Source organism: Aureimonas jatrophae (assembly GCF_900104035.1).
Taxonomy (GTDB): Bacteria; Pseudomonadota; Alphaproteobacteria; order Rhizobiales; family Rhizobiaceae; genus Aureimonas; species Aureimonas jatrophae.
In genome coordinates this window covers 302,205-314,969 of sequence record NZ_FNIT01000002.1, presented here as the reverse complement: position 1 = coordinate 314,969, position 12,765 = coordinate 302,205, and the positions used below count along the sequence as shown (strand labels likewise).

Here is a 12,765-nt window from a genome sequence, read left to right as displayed (position 1 = left end):
TATCGGTTCGATCGCTCAACTCGGAAGCCGCGACTTAACGCAACGACAACCGGAATGCGGTTAGACATCGAGGCGCAACGGGGAGCTTTGGCTGGTGGCGAAGAACGCGGGACGCGCTGGAATGCTTCGCCGGACCGCGAGCTTGGTTTCGGGTGGGCTCCTGCACTTCCGGAACTGCAACAGCGGCAACGTCGCCGTGGTGGTCGGCCTGTGCCTCGTGCCGCTTCTCCTGGGCGTCGGTGCGGCGGTCGATACGGCGCGGGTCCACAATGCCCAGACCAAGGTCCAGGCCGATCTCGACTTCGCGCTGATCGCGGCCGTCAACGAGATCGGCACCGAGGACAAGGCCCGAATCTCGGCCAAGCTCGAGGACTGGTTCCGCAGCCAGCAGACCGCCGACGAGGGCGTCTTCACGATCGAGGACGTGCGCGTCGACCTCGATCAGGACACCGTGAAGGCGACCGTCACCGGAAGCGTGCCGACGACGCTGATGGGGCTGGCGGGATACGAGTCGATGCTGGTCGAGGTCACGAGCAGCGCGCTCGGCGCCGACAAACCCCATATGCAGATCCTCTTCGCGCTCGACAAGTCGGCGTCCATGCTCCTGGCGGCGACGCCCGAGGGCCAGGCGAAGATGATCAGCGACGTCGGCTGCGCCTTTGCGTGTCATGTCGACGAGGGTGGCACGGAGGGAACGGGCTACAGGACGCGCTACGACTACAGCCGGGCCCACGACATCCTGCTCCGCGTGGACGTCGCGCGGCAGGCCCTGTCCGATTCGCTCGGCGTGATCGAAGCGGCCGATCCGGCCAACGAGCGCATCAAGGTCGGTCTCTTCAAGATCGGGACCCACGCCGAAAAGGTCCTGGAGCCGACCTTGACGTTTCCGGTCGTGCGCCAGCGCCTGGCGCAGGACGCCTACGGGATGACCGGCAGCACGTCCGACGAGATCACCGACTTTCAGGAATCGCTGCAGGGCCTGACGGGTGCGGTGGGCGCCAGCGGTGACGGAAAGCTGCCGGACAGTCCGGAAAAGCTCGTCCTGCTGGTCACCGACGGGGTTCATTCCCAGCGGGCCTGGGTCCACGGGGACACCGACAAGACCTCGCCCTTGAACCCGAAATGGTGTGCCGGCCTGAAGTCGGCCGGCGTGACGGTCGCCGTGCTCTACACCGAATACCTGCCGATGCCCCGGGACTGGGGCTACAACGCCACGGTCGGCTCCACGATGGACGCGGCCAACTGGAAGGTGAACTGGAACGGCGACCGGCGTGCCGGCATCCCCGGCTCCATCACGCGCCACGACTACATTCCCTACGCGCTCAAGGACTGCGCCTCCTCCGAAGACCTGTTCCTGTCGGCCGCCTCGGAGAGCGAGATCCGCAAGGGCATTCGGGACCTTCTGCGCAGCTTCCTGTCCGCGCCGCGCCTGACCCAGTAGGAGCGGCGCCGATGACCTTCCCTCCCCCGCCGCATGCCGAAACCCGGACGACGAGGCGTTGGACCTGGCTTCCCGATCGCTTCCGCCGCGATCGCTCGGGCGCCACCGCGATCGAGTTCGCCCTGGTCGCGATGCCGCTCTTCCTGACGATCTTCGTGATCCTGGAATGCGCCCTGCATTACTTCGTGGGCACCAGCCTCGACATGGCGGTGCAGCGCACCTCGCGTCAGATCCGCACCGGACAGGTGCAGGCGCTGGCCCTCGATCAGGCCGCCTTCAAGTCCGCCGTCTGCCACGAGATGAAGGACCTCTTCGGCTGCCGCGAGAAGCTGCGCCTCAAGGTCGACGTCGTCGCCGATGTCGGCGACCCGACGGAAAGCGATCCGACCGACCGGGATGGAAACCTCGTCGTGGAGGACAGCTTCAACACGGGCCGCAGCGGCGACGTCCTCCTCGTCCAGGCCTTTCTTCCCTGGCCGGCCTTCGCGCGCCTCGTATCGCTTTCGGGCGAGCGGACCAGCGAAGGGGACTACATCCTGCGATCCTCGACCTTGTTTCGAAACGAGCCCTTCTGATGCCGCGACGCGCCGCTTCCCTCGCGCGGGCCCTTCGGCGGTGCCCGTCGCGCTTCGCACGGGCCGAGCGGGGCGTGGCGGCGATCGAGTTCGCCCTTCTGTTTCCGCTTCTCCTGATGATCGTCGCCGCGTCGGTGGACATCAGCGAGGCGCTCTACGCGCGGCGAAAGACGATCCAGATCGCGGCCAATCTCGCCGGCTTCGTGGCCGACCAGAACCAGTGGTCCGGCCGCGAGGTCGACGACCTGATCGGGGCGGCGCGCTTCATCATCCGCCCCTTTCCGGCCCGGGATCTCGCGGTCACCGTGTCGGTGCTGCGGGTCGGCGAGGACGGCAGCGTCAAGGTGTCGGCCTCGCGCGCCATTGGCGGCGAACCCCTGCGCGCGGGCGACGCGCCCCCGATTCCGGTGCCCGCCGCGATCCGCAAGCCCGACGTCGATCTCGTTCTGGCGCAGGTCGACTACAGCCTTGAGACGCCCTTCTCGACGCTCTGGCCGGTGATCGCGGTCCACGACCGCTTCGAGTTCTCCCAGCATTACTTCGCTCGCCCCCGCCGGAGCGACAAGGTGACGATCGACTGAGCGGCGCGCAGCGATCGGTCTTCAGGGCTTGCCGAGGACCTTGCGACGCGCGGCCGCCTTTCGGTTGGCCCGCTCGATCCGCGCGTCCTTGTCCTGCTCGGCCTGGAGGCGCGCGGCGCGCAGCCGCTCCGTCTTCTCGCGCGCGGTCTCGCCCGGCTTGGCTCCCGCATTCCGGTCGTCGGTCATCGTCGTCCCCTTGTCGGCAACCCGTTGCGCCGCGTCTGCGGGCATCGCGCAGGTTCCAGCGCTTCGCAAGCCCGTCGCGGGCTGCGGGTGCTCCCGGCGCCGGCCCGGCGCGGAGCCGGCCGTTTCTCGGCCCGACGAGTTGACGCCCCTCCCAGTCGCACCACCTTCCGACGACCGACGGAGGGGGGACGAATGAGCATCGATGCAGGCGCGAGGGGCGGCTCGGCCGCAGACCTCTTTCCGACCCATGTGCATGGGCGGCCCGAGGTTCGCGAGTTGCCGCCCGCTCCGCTCGACACCCGGCGCCTGATCGGACCGGGCATCGTGGCGGCCGGCGTCGGGCTCTCGTCGGGCGAGTTCATCCTGTATCCCTACATCGCGAGCCAGGTCGGCCTGATGTTCGTCTGGGCGGCGCTGGTGGGCGTCGTCACGCAGTTCTTCCTGAACATGGAGATCGAGCGCTACACGCTGGCCACCGGCGAGACCGTGCTCACCGGCTTCAGCCGCTTCTGGCGCCACTGGGGTCTGGTCTTCGCGATCATGACCTACTTCGCCAACCTTTGGCCCGGTTGGGCGACCTCCTCGGCCACGCTCCTGTCCTATATCGTCGGCGGCGAGCCGCGCTGGATCGCGATCGGGATGCTTCTGGCCATCGGTCTCATCCTGACGCTGGCGCCGGTCGTCTACGTGATGCTCGAGCGGCTGCAGATGGTGAAGGTTGCGGCCGTCGGGGTTCTCATCCTGATCGCCGGCATCTTCGTGATCACGGCCGAGGACTGGGCGGCGCTGCCGCAGATCGCGACAACCGCCTGGATCCCGACCGAACTCGGCTTCGCGCTGCTTCTGGGCGCGCTGGCCTTTGCGGGCGCGGGCGGCGGGCAGAACCTGTGCCAGTCCAACTGGATCCGCGACAAGGGCTTCGGCATGGGCTCCTACGTCCCCCGGATCACCAGCCCCATCACCGGCGCGCCCGAGGCCATGCCCTCGACCGGCTTCGTCTTCGAACCGACGCCCGGCAACATGGATCGCTGGCGGCGCTGGTGGCGCTTCGCCAACTGGGAACAGGCGCTCACCTTCGTCCTGATCACCTTCGTCACTATCACCTTCACCTCGCTTCTGGCCTACTCCACCGTGTTCGGCGAGGAAGGGCTCGCCAACTCGGTGGCCTTCGTGCAGCGCGAGGGTCAGGTGCTGGGCGAGCGCGTCGGCCCGTGGTTCGGCGCCCTGTTCTGGTTCATCGGCGCCTTTTCGCTCTTTGGTGCGGCCACCGGCATCGTCGACTACACGAGCCGTTTGGCAGCCGATGTCCTGCGCACCTCCTATCTGCGCGGCGCCAACGAGAGCCGGCTCTACTTCGGTCTCGTCTGGGGTCTCGTGGCGGTGGGCATCCTGGTTCTGCTCGGAGGGCTGACGCAGCCGCTCGTTCTTCTCGTGATCTCGGCCTGCACGGGCGGAACGATGATGTTCATCTACTCGGGCCTGCTGATCCGGCTGAACCGGCGCCTTCTGGTTCCTGCGATCCGACCGAGCGGCTTCCGCGTGGCGACGCTGATCTGGGCCTTTCTCCTGTTCGGCATCCTGTCGGTCCTGACGATCGGTCAGCAGCTGCCGAAGCTCTGGGGTGCCGGCTAGGGTTCGGCCCGGCGCCGCGCCACAGCCGAGCGAAGGGCCGCAGTTCCGCTGCGGCCCTTCGCTCGTTCGGGAGCGGTCGGCGCGCGTGCATGGCTGCTTCCCGCTCGGCTCCGCTGGAAAGCGACGCGTCCCGCGCCACCCTTGGCCTCGACGCACGTTGCAGCACGAGACGCGGGACGCGGGTCCCGCCTTCGAGCCTTTCCGGGGAGTCCCTCATGGCCATGACGATCGCCGACCTTCTGGTGGAAACCCTCGGCTCGGCCGGCGTGAAACGCATCTGGGGCGTCACGGGCGACAGCCTCAACGCCATCAACGACAGCCTGCGCCGCCACGGCGGCATCGAGTGGATGCATGTGCGCCACGAGGAGGCGGGGGCGTTCGCCGCCGGCGCGGAGGCCGCGATCACCGGCGAGCTCGCCGTCTGCGCGGGCTCCTGCGGCCCCGGCAACGTCCATCTCATCAACGGCTTGTTCGACTGCCACCGCTCGCGCGTGCCCGTGCTCGCCATTGCCGCGCACATCCCCTCCTCCGAGATCGGCCTCACCTACTTCCAGGAAACCCATCCGACCGAGACCTTCCGCGAGTGCAGCCACTTCGTGGAGCTCGTCACCAACCCCGAGCAGATGCCCGAGGTCCTGACGCGGGCCATGCGCGCGGCCGTGGTGCAGCGCGGCGTCGCGGTGATCGTCCTGCCGGGCGACGTCGCGCTGAAGGAGGCACCCGAGGATGCCAAGGCGCACTGGCCCCGGGTCTCGGCCCCGCGCCTCGTGCCGGCCGCCGCCGACATCGACCGGCTCGCCGCCCTTCTCAACGGCTCGGAGCGGGTGACGCTTCTGTGCGGAGCGGGCGTCGAGGGCGCCCATCGCGAGGTCGTGGCGCTCGCCGACGCGCTGCAGGCACCGATCGTCCACGCCTATCGCGGCAAGGAGTGGATCGAGTGGGACAACCCGTTCGACGTCGGCATGACCGGGCTCATCGGCTTCTCGTCGGGCTATCATGCGATGATGGAGTGCGACACGCTCCTCATGCTCGGCACCGACTTTCCCTACCGCAACTTCTATCCGACCGACGCGCAGATCGCCCAGGTCGACCGCGACCCGCAGGCGATCGGCCGGCGCGCGCCCATCGACATCGGCATCGTCGCCGACGTGCGCGAGGCGGCCGAGGCGCTCGCGCCCCGCATCGCGCCGGGACGCTCCAGCCGCTTCCTCGACAAGGCGCGCGCGCACTACCGCGACGCGCGAAAGGGCCTCGACGACCTCGCCACCGCGCGTGGCCCCGGCGAGCCGTTGCATCCCCAGTACGTCACGAAGCTCGTCGACGAGATGGCGGCCGGCGACGCGGTCTTCACGGCCGATGTCGGAACGCCCGCCGTCTGGGCGGCGCGCTACATCCACACCAACGGCCGGCGCCGCCTCATCGGCTCGTTCAACCATGGCTCCATGGCCAATGCCATGCCGCAGGCGCTCGGCATCCAGGCCGCCCTGCCCGGCCGGCAGGTGGTCTCGCTCTCGGGCGACGGCGGCTTCGCCATGCTGATGGGCGACCTCCTGACGACGCGCCAGCACGACCTGCCGATCAAGATCGTCGTCTTCAACAACGGCTCGCTCGGCTTCGTCGAGATGGAGATGAAGGCGGCGGGCTACGTCGACACCAACGTCGCGCTGACCAACCCGGACTTCGCGGCGCTGGCCCGCAGCGCCGGGCTGCTCGGCCTCAAGGTCACGCAGTCCGACGAGCTGCGCCCCGCGCTGGAGGAGGCCTTCCGCCATCCCGGCCCGGCGCTCGTGGACGTGCACGTCGCGCGCCAGGAGCTCAGCCTGCCGCCCAAGATCAAGGCCGAGCAGATGAAGGGCTTCAGCCTCTACATGCTGCGCGCGGTGATGAGCGGGCGGGGCGACGAGGTTCTGGAGCTCGCGCGAACCAACGTGCTTCGCTAGCCGGGCCCAGACAGGCGCGGGAACCCGGACTTGCGATCGAGCGTCTTTCCTTGAAACCCGAGGAGAACGCCATGACCCCATCGCGCGACAACCCCATTCTTCCCGAAGCGGTCGGCGAGGACGGCTTCATCGCCGACAATCAGGACAAGGCCCCGGCCGGTCGCCCCCAGCATGACCGGGACGACGACGTGTCGGCCGAGCAGGGACGCGTCATGAGCGAGGACGAACGCCTGGACGAGGCGCTGGAGGAGACGTTTCCGACCTCCGATCCGATCGCGCCGAGCCGCATCGACGGTCCGGGAAACTAGCGCGCGATCAATCTCGTGCGGCGGCCCGTGGACGTCGATCCGGGCCGCGCTATCCTCCCGTGAAACCGGGAGGATTGTGATGAGGCGGTGGATTCTGTTGGCACTGGCGGCGACCGGGCTTTCGGGCTGCGTCACCGAGGATCCGGGCTACTACGACGGCGGTCTCTACCGCCCCGGCCCGGTGATCGTCGAGGACTACCGCGGCTACGACCGCTATCCCGGCCCGCGCGTCTACCGCGACTATCCCGACTACCGCGACTATCGCGGACGGTACGACCGGCCCTATCGCCGCCCGCGTGCCGAGCGCTACGACCGCTACGACAACCCGGTGCTCTACGACCGGCGCGACCCGCGACGCTACGACGACCGCCGACCGTTCGACCGACCCGTCGCGGCCCGGCCCCGGCCCAACCGCCCGCCGGTGGTCGCCGACGTTCCGGTGCGTCCGGCGCCCACCGAGGTGGTGCGGACGGATCTTCCCGACCAGCCGCGCTATCGCCAGTTGCGCGAGCGACAGGCCTTGGAGCGGCAGGGCGCGGGACCCCGCCCCTACATCCCCCCGGTACCGGTCGACTGAGAACTTCCGAGCCGCATGACGTTTTTGCAACCCCGGATTGCGAAAGACGTCGCCTGCGTTGGTGGATCGGCGGGCCGCACGCCTTGTAGGTTGCGCCCCTGCCCGGCGGCCCCCTGAACGGGGCCGCAGCCCGGTCCGCCTGATGCGAGGGATGCCTTGGAACTGGTCCGCCTGTTCGACAACTCATCGCATGGCGGCTTCGCGCTCTCTCCCGACATCGACAGGGTCCTGAAGGTCGTCCGCACCCACCTGCGGATGGACGTGTCGTTCGTCTCGCGGTTCGAGGGAAGGGAGCGGGTGATCGGTCGCGTCGACGCGGAAGCCGCGGCGCCGATCGCGCCCGGCGATCGCGGTCATGAGAGCGAGACCTATTGCGGGCATATCGTGAGCGGCCAGCTGCCGGAGCTGATCCGCGATACGGCGCAGGTTCCCGGAACCGCGTGTCTGTCGGCCACCGGCGAACTCGGGATCGGCGCCCATGTCGGCGTGCCGCTCGTCCTGTCGGATGGCAGTGTCTACGGCACGTTCTGCTGCTTTCGCTACACGCCCGACCTCACGCTGAGCGAGCGCGACGTCGAGACCATGCGTGCCTTTGCGGATCTTATCGCCCATCGTATCGAGCGCGAGGAGGAGGAGCGGCGCGAGAGCGAGGCGAAGCGCCGGCGCATCAACGAGGTCCTGGCGGCCGGGGGCCCGGCGATCGTCTACCAGCCGATCGTGATGCTGGACGACCTGCGCGTGGTGGGCGCCGAGGCCCTCGCGCGCTTCTCGCAGGAGCCGCGCCGTACGCCCGATCGCTGGTTCGGCGAGGCGGCCGAGGTCGGCCTCGGCACGGAGCTGGAGCTTGCCGCGATCCGCAACGCCATCGAGGGGTTCCGCCCCTTCTGGCGCGAATGGCCGTTCCAGTTGGGCGTCAACTGCAGCGCCCAGGTGGTCACCGATGGCGGCCTGGAGGCGATCTTGCGCGAGGCACCGAGCGACCGCATCGTTCTGGAACTCACCGAGCACGACAAGGTCGAGGACTACTGGCTCCTGAACGAGGCGCTGGATCCGCTTCGTGCGCTGGGCGTGCGCATCGCGGTGGACGACGCGGGGTCGGGCTATGCCAGCATGCGCCACATCCTCACCACCCGTCCCAACATCATCAAGCTCGACATCAGCCTGACCAAGGACATCGACCGCGATCCCATGCGGCGTGCGCTGATTGCGGCCTTGAACACGTTTGCGGACGGGTTCGACGGTCGCCTGGTGGCGGAAGGGGTGGAAACCGAACGCGAACTCGAAACCCTGCGCGAACTGAAGGTCCAGGCCGCGCAGGGCTATCATATCGGCCGCCCGATGGCGGCCGGGGAGTTCCGCCGCTTCCTGGCCCAGCGCTAGGCGGCTCGCCCCTAGTTCGAGGCCGGCTGCTCGATGCGCCAGAGCGACGTCGGCAGGCTGGCCGGGGCGTCCGGCTTGAAGAAGCTCATGTCCTGGATGCGTGAGGTGGTCACGTAGACCGTCCCGTCTGGGCCTTCCGACATCGTGTCCGGCCAGCGCAGCTGCCGGTCCTGGACGAGGATCTCCGGCCGGGAGTCGGCGCCGGCCTCCACGTCGCGGATCTTCACCGCATCGTCCTGTGGCGCGGTCACGTACATTCGCCCGCTATCGCGCCCGATCCAGAGCCCGTCGGCGACCCCGTTCTCGCCCCAGGCCTCCACGGCGCCCGAAACGTCCCGCCCGGCCAGTCCATCGCCGAGCAGGGCGGTCGTCGCGATGCGGTAGAGCTTGGTGCCCTTGATCGCCTGCCAGTAGAGATACCGACCGTCCTTCGACAGCGCGATGCCGTCGGCCGAGAACTCGACGCCGCGTCCATCGGGCCGGCGGAGCGGCTGGCCGTCGGCCTCTACCACGAGACCCTTCTCGACCTGCGTGGAGGGGTCGCCGTCCAGGACGCGCACCGCCTGTCCGCTTTCGAGATCCACCACGAGAAGCGCGCCCTTCGCGCCCGAATCCGTGATGAAGGCGTGGCGCCCGTCGGCGGTGAAGCGCACGTCGTTGAGGTAGGAGCCTTGCGGGGCCGCGGTCTCGTCGAAGCGGATCGTCTGGACCACCGTGTTGGTGGCGAGGTCGATGCCGACGAGCTTCGCTCCGCTGGGCACGAGAAGCGCCTGGGCGGGCGCGCTCGCGTCCAGCACCCAGAGCCGGTTCTGCCCATCCGCCACGACGCTCTGGACGCAGACGAAGTGCTCGCCGGCGGCCAGCTCGTCCTTTCGGGCGTTGCGCCAGCTGTTCCACGCATCGTCCGGGTAGGCCTTGATCGAGCCGTCCTTGCCGACCTCCGCGACCGAGACCGGGGAGTCTTCGGTCCAGCGCGGGAAGTTCACGAAGATGCGGTTGTCGGCGGAGACCGTGACGCCCGTCACCTGATGGGGGAAGTCGGCGACCTTCACGACCGAGGCCGCAGGTTGACGCGCGGTCGCGTCCTGGGCCGAGGCCCAACCGCTCGAGACAAGGAGGGCCGCGCCCGCAAGCAGGGCGACCAGGCGGCGATCGGACATGAGGATCCTCGTGGCTTGAAGGCAGTCGCGCGACCAACACCGGGGCCCACCGGTTGGTTTCGGACCCGACGCAGCGGGGTCCCCAGCAAAACCGTAGGCGACCAAACGTCTCCCGCACGGCGCCTGCCACGAATCCGCCGCGAGCCGGGCGCGCCATGAAGCGGCCGACCCGTTTCCGAAAGAACCCGCCCATGACCCCGAGCCGTCGCAGCGCCCTGTTCGGCCTCGCGCTCCTGCCGCTTCTGCCGCGCCTCGCGCTGGCCCAGGCAACCACGTCCCCTGCCCTGCCCGAGCCGCCCGACCTCGGCCCCGACTATCGCGCGGCCCGATCGAGCTTTCGAACCCATCTTCTGCGGCGTGGACCGGCGCCCGACCAGGGCGATGCCCTGAGCGCCCCACCGGGCGCCGAGGGCCTGACCTATCGCTCGAACGGGCGCGACCTCGTCGCCTGGGCGAGTCCCGCCGGCAACCCGACCGGCCTCAGGCCGGCGGTTCTCGTTCTGCATGGCGGCAACGCCATCTGGCACGGACACTGGACGGATCTCGCCGCTCCGTTCGTCGCGGCGGGCTATCATGCGCTGATGCCCACCCTGCGCGGCGAGAACGGGCAACCGGGCGACTTTTCGGCGTTCTACGACGAGACCGACGACGTCCTGGCGGCGGCCGAGGCGTTGCGCGCAAGGCCGGGAGTCGATCCGGCGCGTGTCTTCGTCAGCGGCCACTCGGTCGGCGGAACGCTGACCCTTCTCGCCGCGCTTGCGGGGACCTTCCGGGGCGCGGCCGCGCTGTCGCCGGCGCCCGACACGCGCCTCTTCTTTCAACGCTTCGCCCAGGACGTCCGCTTCGACGCCTCCGATCCGCGCGAGGTCGAGATGCGCTCCGCCGTGTGCTTCGCGTCGGGTTTCCGCTGCCCGGTCCTGATGTCCCACGGCGACCGCGAGACGCGCTCCAGCGCATCGATCGACCTGACCGTCGCGCGCGCCCGGGCGGCCGGTCTGCGCGCCGAACACCGAGTCGTTGCGGGCGACCACATGGGCTCGATCCCAGCCGGCATCGCGGAGGGCCTGCGCTTCTTCGCGTCGCTGTGAGGGAGCGGCTTGCCTGCCGGCCATCTCGCAGTGCACAAGGCCAGGCGACACGGGGGCGATCGGAGCGGGCGACATGACGGTTCTGGTGACGGGCGGCGCGGGCTACATCGGCAGCCACATGGTCTGGGAGCTTCTGGATGCCGGCGAGGAGGTCGTCGTGCTCGACCGTCTGTCGTCGGGCTTCGAGTGGGCGGTGGCGCCGGAAGCGACGCTCGTGGTGGGCGACGTCGGCGACGGCGAGCTCGCCGCCCGCGTCATCGCCGAGCACGGCGTTACCGAGATCATCCACTTCGCCGGCTCGATCGTGGTGCCGGAATCGGTGGCCGACCCGCTCGGCTACTATCTCAACAACACAGTGGCCTCGCGCGCGCTGATCGAGAGCGCGGTGCGCGGCGGCGTGAAGCATTTCATCTTCTCGTCCACCGCCGCCGTCTACGGATCGCCGAAGTCGATGCCGGTGACCGAGGATCAGCCGCCCGCACCGGAATCGCCCTATGGCACGTCGAAGTGGATGACGGAGCTGATGCTGCGCGACACCGCGGCCGCCCATCCGCTCACCTTCGCGGCGCTGCGCTACTTCAACGTGGCCGGGGCCGACCCGAAGGGCCGGACCGGCCAGTCCACAAAGGGCGCGACCCATCTCGTCAAGGTCGCGAGCGAGACCGCACTCGGCAAGCGTCCTTATCTGGAAGTGTTCGGCACCGACTACGACACGCCGGACGGCACGTGCGTGCGCGACTACATCCATGTCAGCGATCTTGCCAAGGCCCATGCCAAGGCGCTCGGCTACCTCAGGGCTGGCGGCCCCTCGATCGTCGCCAACTGCGGCTACGGCCACGGCTACTCGGTGCTGGAGGTGCTGGAAACGGTTCGCCGGGTGGTCGGCGCCGACTTCGAGGTGCGGCGCTCGGGCCGGCGCGCGGGCGACGCCACCGCGATCGTGGCCGATGCGACCACCGCTCGCACGCGCTTCGGCTGGGAGCCGGAGCACGACGACCTCGAGGAGATCGTCGGTCATGCGCTGGCCTGGGAGCGAAGCCTGGCCACGCGCAACGCGCGCTAGCGGACCCGCCCGTCGGCAGGCGCCGCCGAGGCCACCGTCATCGGCCGCCATCGCGTGAAGCGATCGGTCGGGGGCGGAGCGGTCGGCATCTCCAGCCGCAGGTTGTAGCGCTCGACGTCGCCCGCCTCGCGCCAGAAGCGCAACCGGGTGCCCGCGAGGTCCTGGCTGAACGTCCGACGCGCGGTCACGGCTTCCGCGACCTCTGGCGGCAGGTTCCAGCGCAGCCCGTCGAACACCGTGCGCAGCATCGCCAGCGCCTCGCGAGCCGCCTCGTCGCCCTTGGCGGGGTCGCGGATGTTGAGCTTCAGCCGGATCTCGCGAAGGCTGCCCTCGGCATTCCCTCGCAGCATCAGAAAGGCATTGCCGGCGCGGCTCTCCCCCTCGGTTTCGCCGAAGCGCCGCTCGCCCATGCACTCGCCCAGCTCGGGGCCGATCTGGCTGTCGGTCCACCCACTCATGGCCCAGCCGCTCCCGGCCAGCGCCGCGCAAAGGTCCTGTGGCGTCACGTCGCTCGGAATACGCAGCAGGGGCCTGGGCGCGGCCGCCAGATCACGAGTCCAGACAAGGGCGGGCGCCGCGCTGCGCGCGGGCTGGGGCGGCGGCGGGGCGACCGGCAGGATCACCGGCGCGGCGACGACCTGCACCGGGTCTTGGTTGCCGGGTGCCGGATCCGGCTCCACGAAAACCAGCGCGCTGACCGCCGCGATGCCCAGCATCGCCAACGGCACCAACGCCCGCAGGCCCATCCAAAAGGCGGTCTCAAGGCCGGGATCGCGGGGATGCGGCATGTCAGGTTTGCGGACGCGCGGTCATGAGCCGAGAAAGCACCGCCAA

Annotated in this window: 13 protein-coding genes; 10 read left to right on the top strand and 3 right to left on the bottom strand. The window is 69.5% G+C overall.

The window, feature by feature from the left end; genetic code table 11:
- Nucleotides 1-121: 121 nt before the first annotated feature.
- From BLQ76_RS05885 to BLQ76_RS22010, 3 genes are read left to right on the top strand one after another with little or no spacing between them, the layout of a single operon-like run.
- Nucleotides 122-1,441, top strand: coding sequence for a TadE/TadG family type IV pilus assembly protein (locus tag BLQ76_RS05885; RefSeq protein ID WP_090670338.1), 1,320 nt, complete (start codon nucleotides 122-124; stop codon nucleotides 1,439-1,441).
- An 11-nt stretch (nucleotides 1,442-1,452) separates the two neighbouring features.
- The gene (locus BLQ76_RS22015; protein WP_170842493.1) at nucleotides 1,453-2,016 is read left to right on the top strand and encodes a TadE/TadG family type IV pilus assembly protein; all 564 of its coding nucleotides are present in this window, start codon (nucleotides 1,453-1,455) and stop codon (nucleotides 2,014-2,016) included.
- Nucleotides 2,016-2,597 carry a TadE/TadG family type IV pilus assembly protein gene (locus BLQ76_RS22010; protein ID WP_170842492.1) on the top strand — a complete coding sequence of 194 codons (582 nt, stop codon included), beginning with the start codon at nucleotides 2,016-2,018 and terminating at the stop codon, nucleotides 2,595-2,597. Before BLQ76_RS22015 ends, BLQ76_RS22010 begins: the two co-directional genes overlap by 1 nt.
- 21 nt (nucleotides 2,598-2,618) lie before the next feature.
- Here the strand turns inward: BLQ76_RS22010 and BLQ76_RS05870 are convergent, their stop codons facing one another.
- Entirely contained in the window at nucleotides 2,619-2,828 is a 210-nt protein-coding gene (locus BLQ76_RS05870; RefSeq protein WP_090670333.1) for a hypothetical protein, read from the bottom strand.
- A gap of 147 nt (nucleotides 2,829-2,975) precedes the next feature.
- Here BLQ76_RS05870 and BLQ76_RS05865 point away from each other — a divergent pair, with 147 nt between their 5' ends.
- The 5 genes from BLQ76_RS05865 to BLQ76_RS05845 all read left to right on the top strand — a co-directional run bounded on the left by BLQ76_RS05865 (nucleotide 2,976) and on the right by BLQ76_RS05845 (nucleotide 8,620).
- Complete coding sequence (locus BLQ76_RS05865; protein ID WP_090670331.1) at nucleotides 2,976-4,415, top strand: Nramp family divalent metal transporter; 1,440 nt, start codon at nucleotides 2,976-2,978, stop codon at nucleotides 4,413-4,415.
- A 215-nt stretch (nucleotides 4,416-4,630) separates the two neighbouring features.
- The gene (poxB, locus tag BLQ76_RS05860) at nucleotides 4,631-6,355 is read left to right on the top strand and encodes a ubiquinone-dependent pyruvate dehydrogenase (RefSeq protein ID WP_090670329.1); all 1,725 of its coding nucleotides are present in this window, start codon (nucleotides 4,631-4,633) and stop codon (nucleotides 6,353-6,355) included.
- A 71-nt stretch (nucleotides 6,356-6,426) separates the two neighbouring features.
- Nucleotides 6,427-6,663: a hypothetical protein gene (locus tag BLQ76_RS05855; RefSeq protein WP_090670327.1), complete on the top strand. Its 237-nt coding sequence runs from the start codon at nucleotides 6,427-6,429 to the stop codon at nucleotides 6,661-6,663.
- 79 nt (nucleotides 6,664-6,742) lie between these two features.
- Nucleotides 6,743-7,240, top strand: a complete 498-nt coding sequence (locus BLQ76_RS05850; protein ID WP_090670325.1) for a hypothetical protein — start codon at nucleotides 6,743-6,745, stop codon at nucleotides 7,238-7,240.
- Nucleotides 7,241-7,396: 156 nt separating this feature from the next.
- Nucleotides 7,397-8,620, top strand: coding sequence for a sensor domain-containing phosphodiesterase (locus BLQ76_RS05845; protein ID WP_090670323.1), 1,224 nt, complete (start codon nucleotides 7,397-7,399; stop codon nucleotides 8,618-8,620).
- Nucleotides 8,621-8,631: 11 nt separating this feature from the next.
- Here BLQ76_RS05845 and BLQ76_RS05840 read toward each other — a convergent pair whose 3' ends face one another.
- Nucleotides 8,632-9,780 (bottom strand): L-dopachrome tautomerase-related protein, encoded by a 1,149-nt coding sequence (locus BLQ76_RS05840; RefSeq protein ID WP_090670322.1) that lies wholly within the window; start codon nucleotides 9,778-9,780, stop codon nucleotides 8,632-8,634.
- A gap of 191 nt (nucleotides 9,781-9,971) precedes the next feature.
- Here BLQ76_RS05840 and BLQ76_RS05835 point away from each other — a divergent pair, with 191 nt between their 5' ends.
- Nucleotides 9,972-10,868 (top strand): alpha/beta hydrolase family protein, encoded by an 897-nt coding sequence (locus tag BLQ76_RS05835; RefSeq protein WP_090670320.1) that lies wholly within the window; start codon nucleotides 9,972-9,974, stop codon nucleotides 10,866-10,868.
- A gap of 73 nt (nucleotides 10,869-10,941) precedes the next feature.
- The gene (galE, locus tag BLQ76_RS05830; protein ID WP_090670318.1) at nucleotides 10,942-11,931 is read left to right on the top strand and encodes a UDP-glucose 4-epimerase GalE; all 990 of its coding nucleotides are present in this window, start codon (nucleotides 10,942-10,944) and stop codon (nucleotides 11,929-11,931) included.
- Here the strand turns inward: galE and BLQ76_RS05825 are convergent.
- Nucleotides 11,928-12,719 carry a DUF6030 family protein gene (locus tag BLQ76_RS05825; RefSeq protein ID WP_090670315.1) on the bottom strand — a complete coding sequence of 264 codons (792 nt, stop codon included), beginning with the start codon at nucleotides 12,717-12,719 and terminating at the stop codon, nucleotides 11,928-11,930. The genes galE and BLQ76_RS05825 overlap by 4 nt on opposite strands.
- Between the last annotated feature and the right edge of the window lie 46 nt (nucleotides 12,720-12,765).

Coding starts and splice junctions, on each gene's coding strand:
- BLQ76_RS05865 (WP_090670331.1), top strand. CDS start 2,976: ATGAGCATCGATGCAGGCGCGAGGGGCGGCTCGGCCGCAGACCTCTTT.
- BLQ76_RS05840 (WP_090670322.1), bottom strand. CDS start 9,780: ATGTCCGATCGCCGCCTGGTCGCCCTGCTTGCGGGCGCGGCCCTCCTT.
- galE (WP_090670318.1), top strand. CDS start 10,942: ATGACGGTTCTGGTGACGGGCGGCGCGGGCTACATCGGCAGCCACATG.
- BLQ76_RS05825 (WP_090670315.1), bottom strand. CDS start 12,719: ATGCCGCATCCCCGCGATCCCGGCCTTGAGACCGCCTTTTGGATGGGC.
- BLQ76_RS05855 (WP_090670327.1), top strand. CDS start 6,427: ATGACCCCATCGCGCGACAACCCCATTCTTCCCGAAGCGGTCGGCGAG.
- BLQ76_RS22010 (WP_170842492.1), top strand. CDS start 2,016: ATGCCGCGACGCGCCGCTTCCCTCGCGCGGGCCCTTCGGCGGTGCCCG.
- BLQ76_RS22015 (WP_170842493.1), top strand. CDS start 1,453: ATGACCTTCCCTCCCCCGCCGCATGCCGAAACCCGGACGACGAGGCGT.
- BLQ76_RS05870 (WP_090670333.1), bottom strand. CDS start 2,828: ATGCCCGCAGACGCGGCGCAACGGGTTGCCGACAAGGGGACGACGATG.
- poxB (WP_090670329.1), top strand. CDS start 4,631: ATGGCCATGACGATCGCCGACCTTCTGGTGGAAACCCTCGGCTCGGCC.
- BLQ76_RS05885 (WP_090670338.1), top strand. CDS start 122: ATGCTTCGCCGGACCGCGAGCTTGGTTTCGGGTGGGCTCCTGCACTTC.
- BLQ76_RS05850 (WP_090670325.1), top strand. CDS start 6,743: ATGAGGCGGTGGATTCTGTTGGCACTGGCGGCGACCGGGCTTTCGGGC.
- BLQ76_RS05835 (WP_090670320.1), top strand. CDS start 9,972: ATGACCCCGAGCCGTCGCAGCGCCCTGTTCGGCCTCGCGCTCCTGCCG.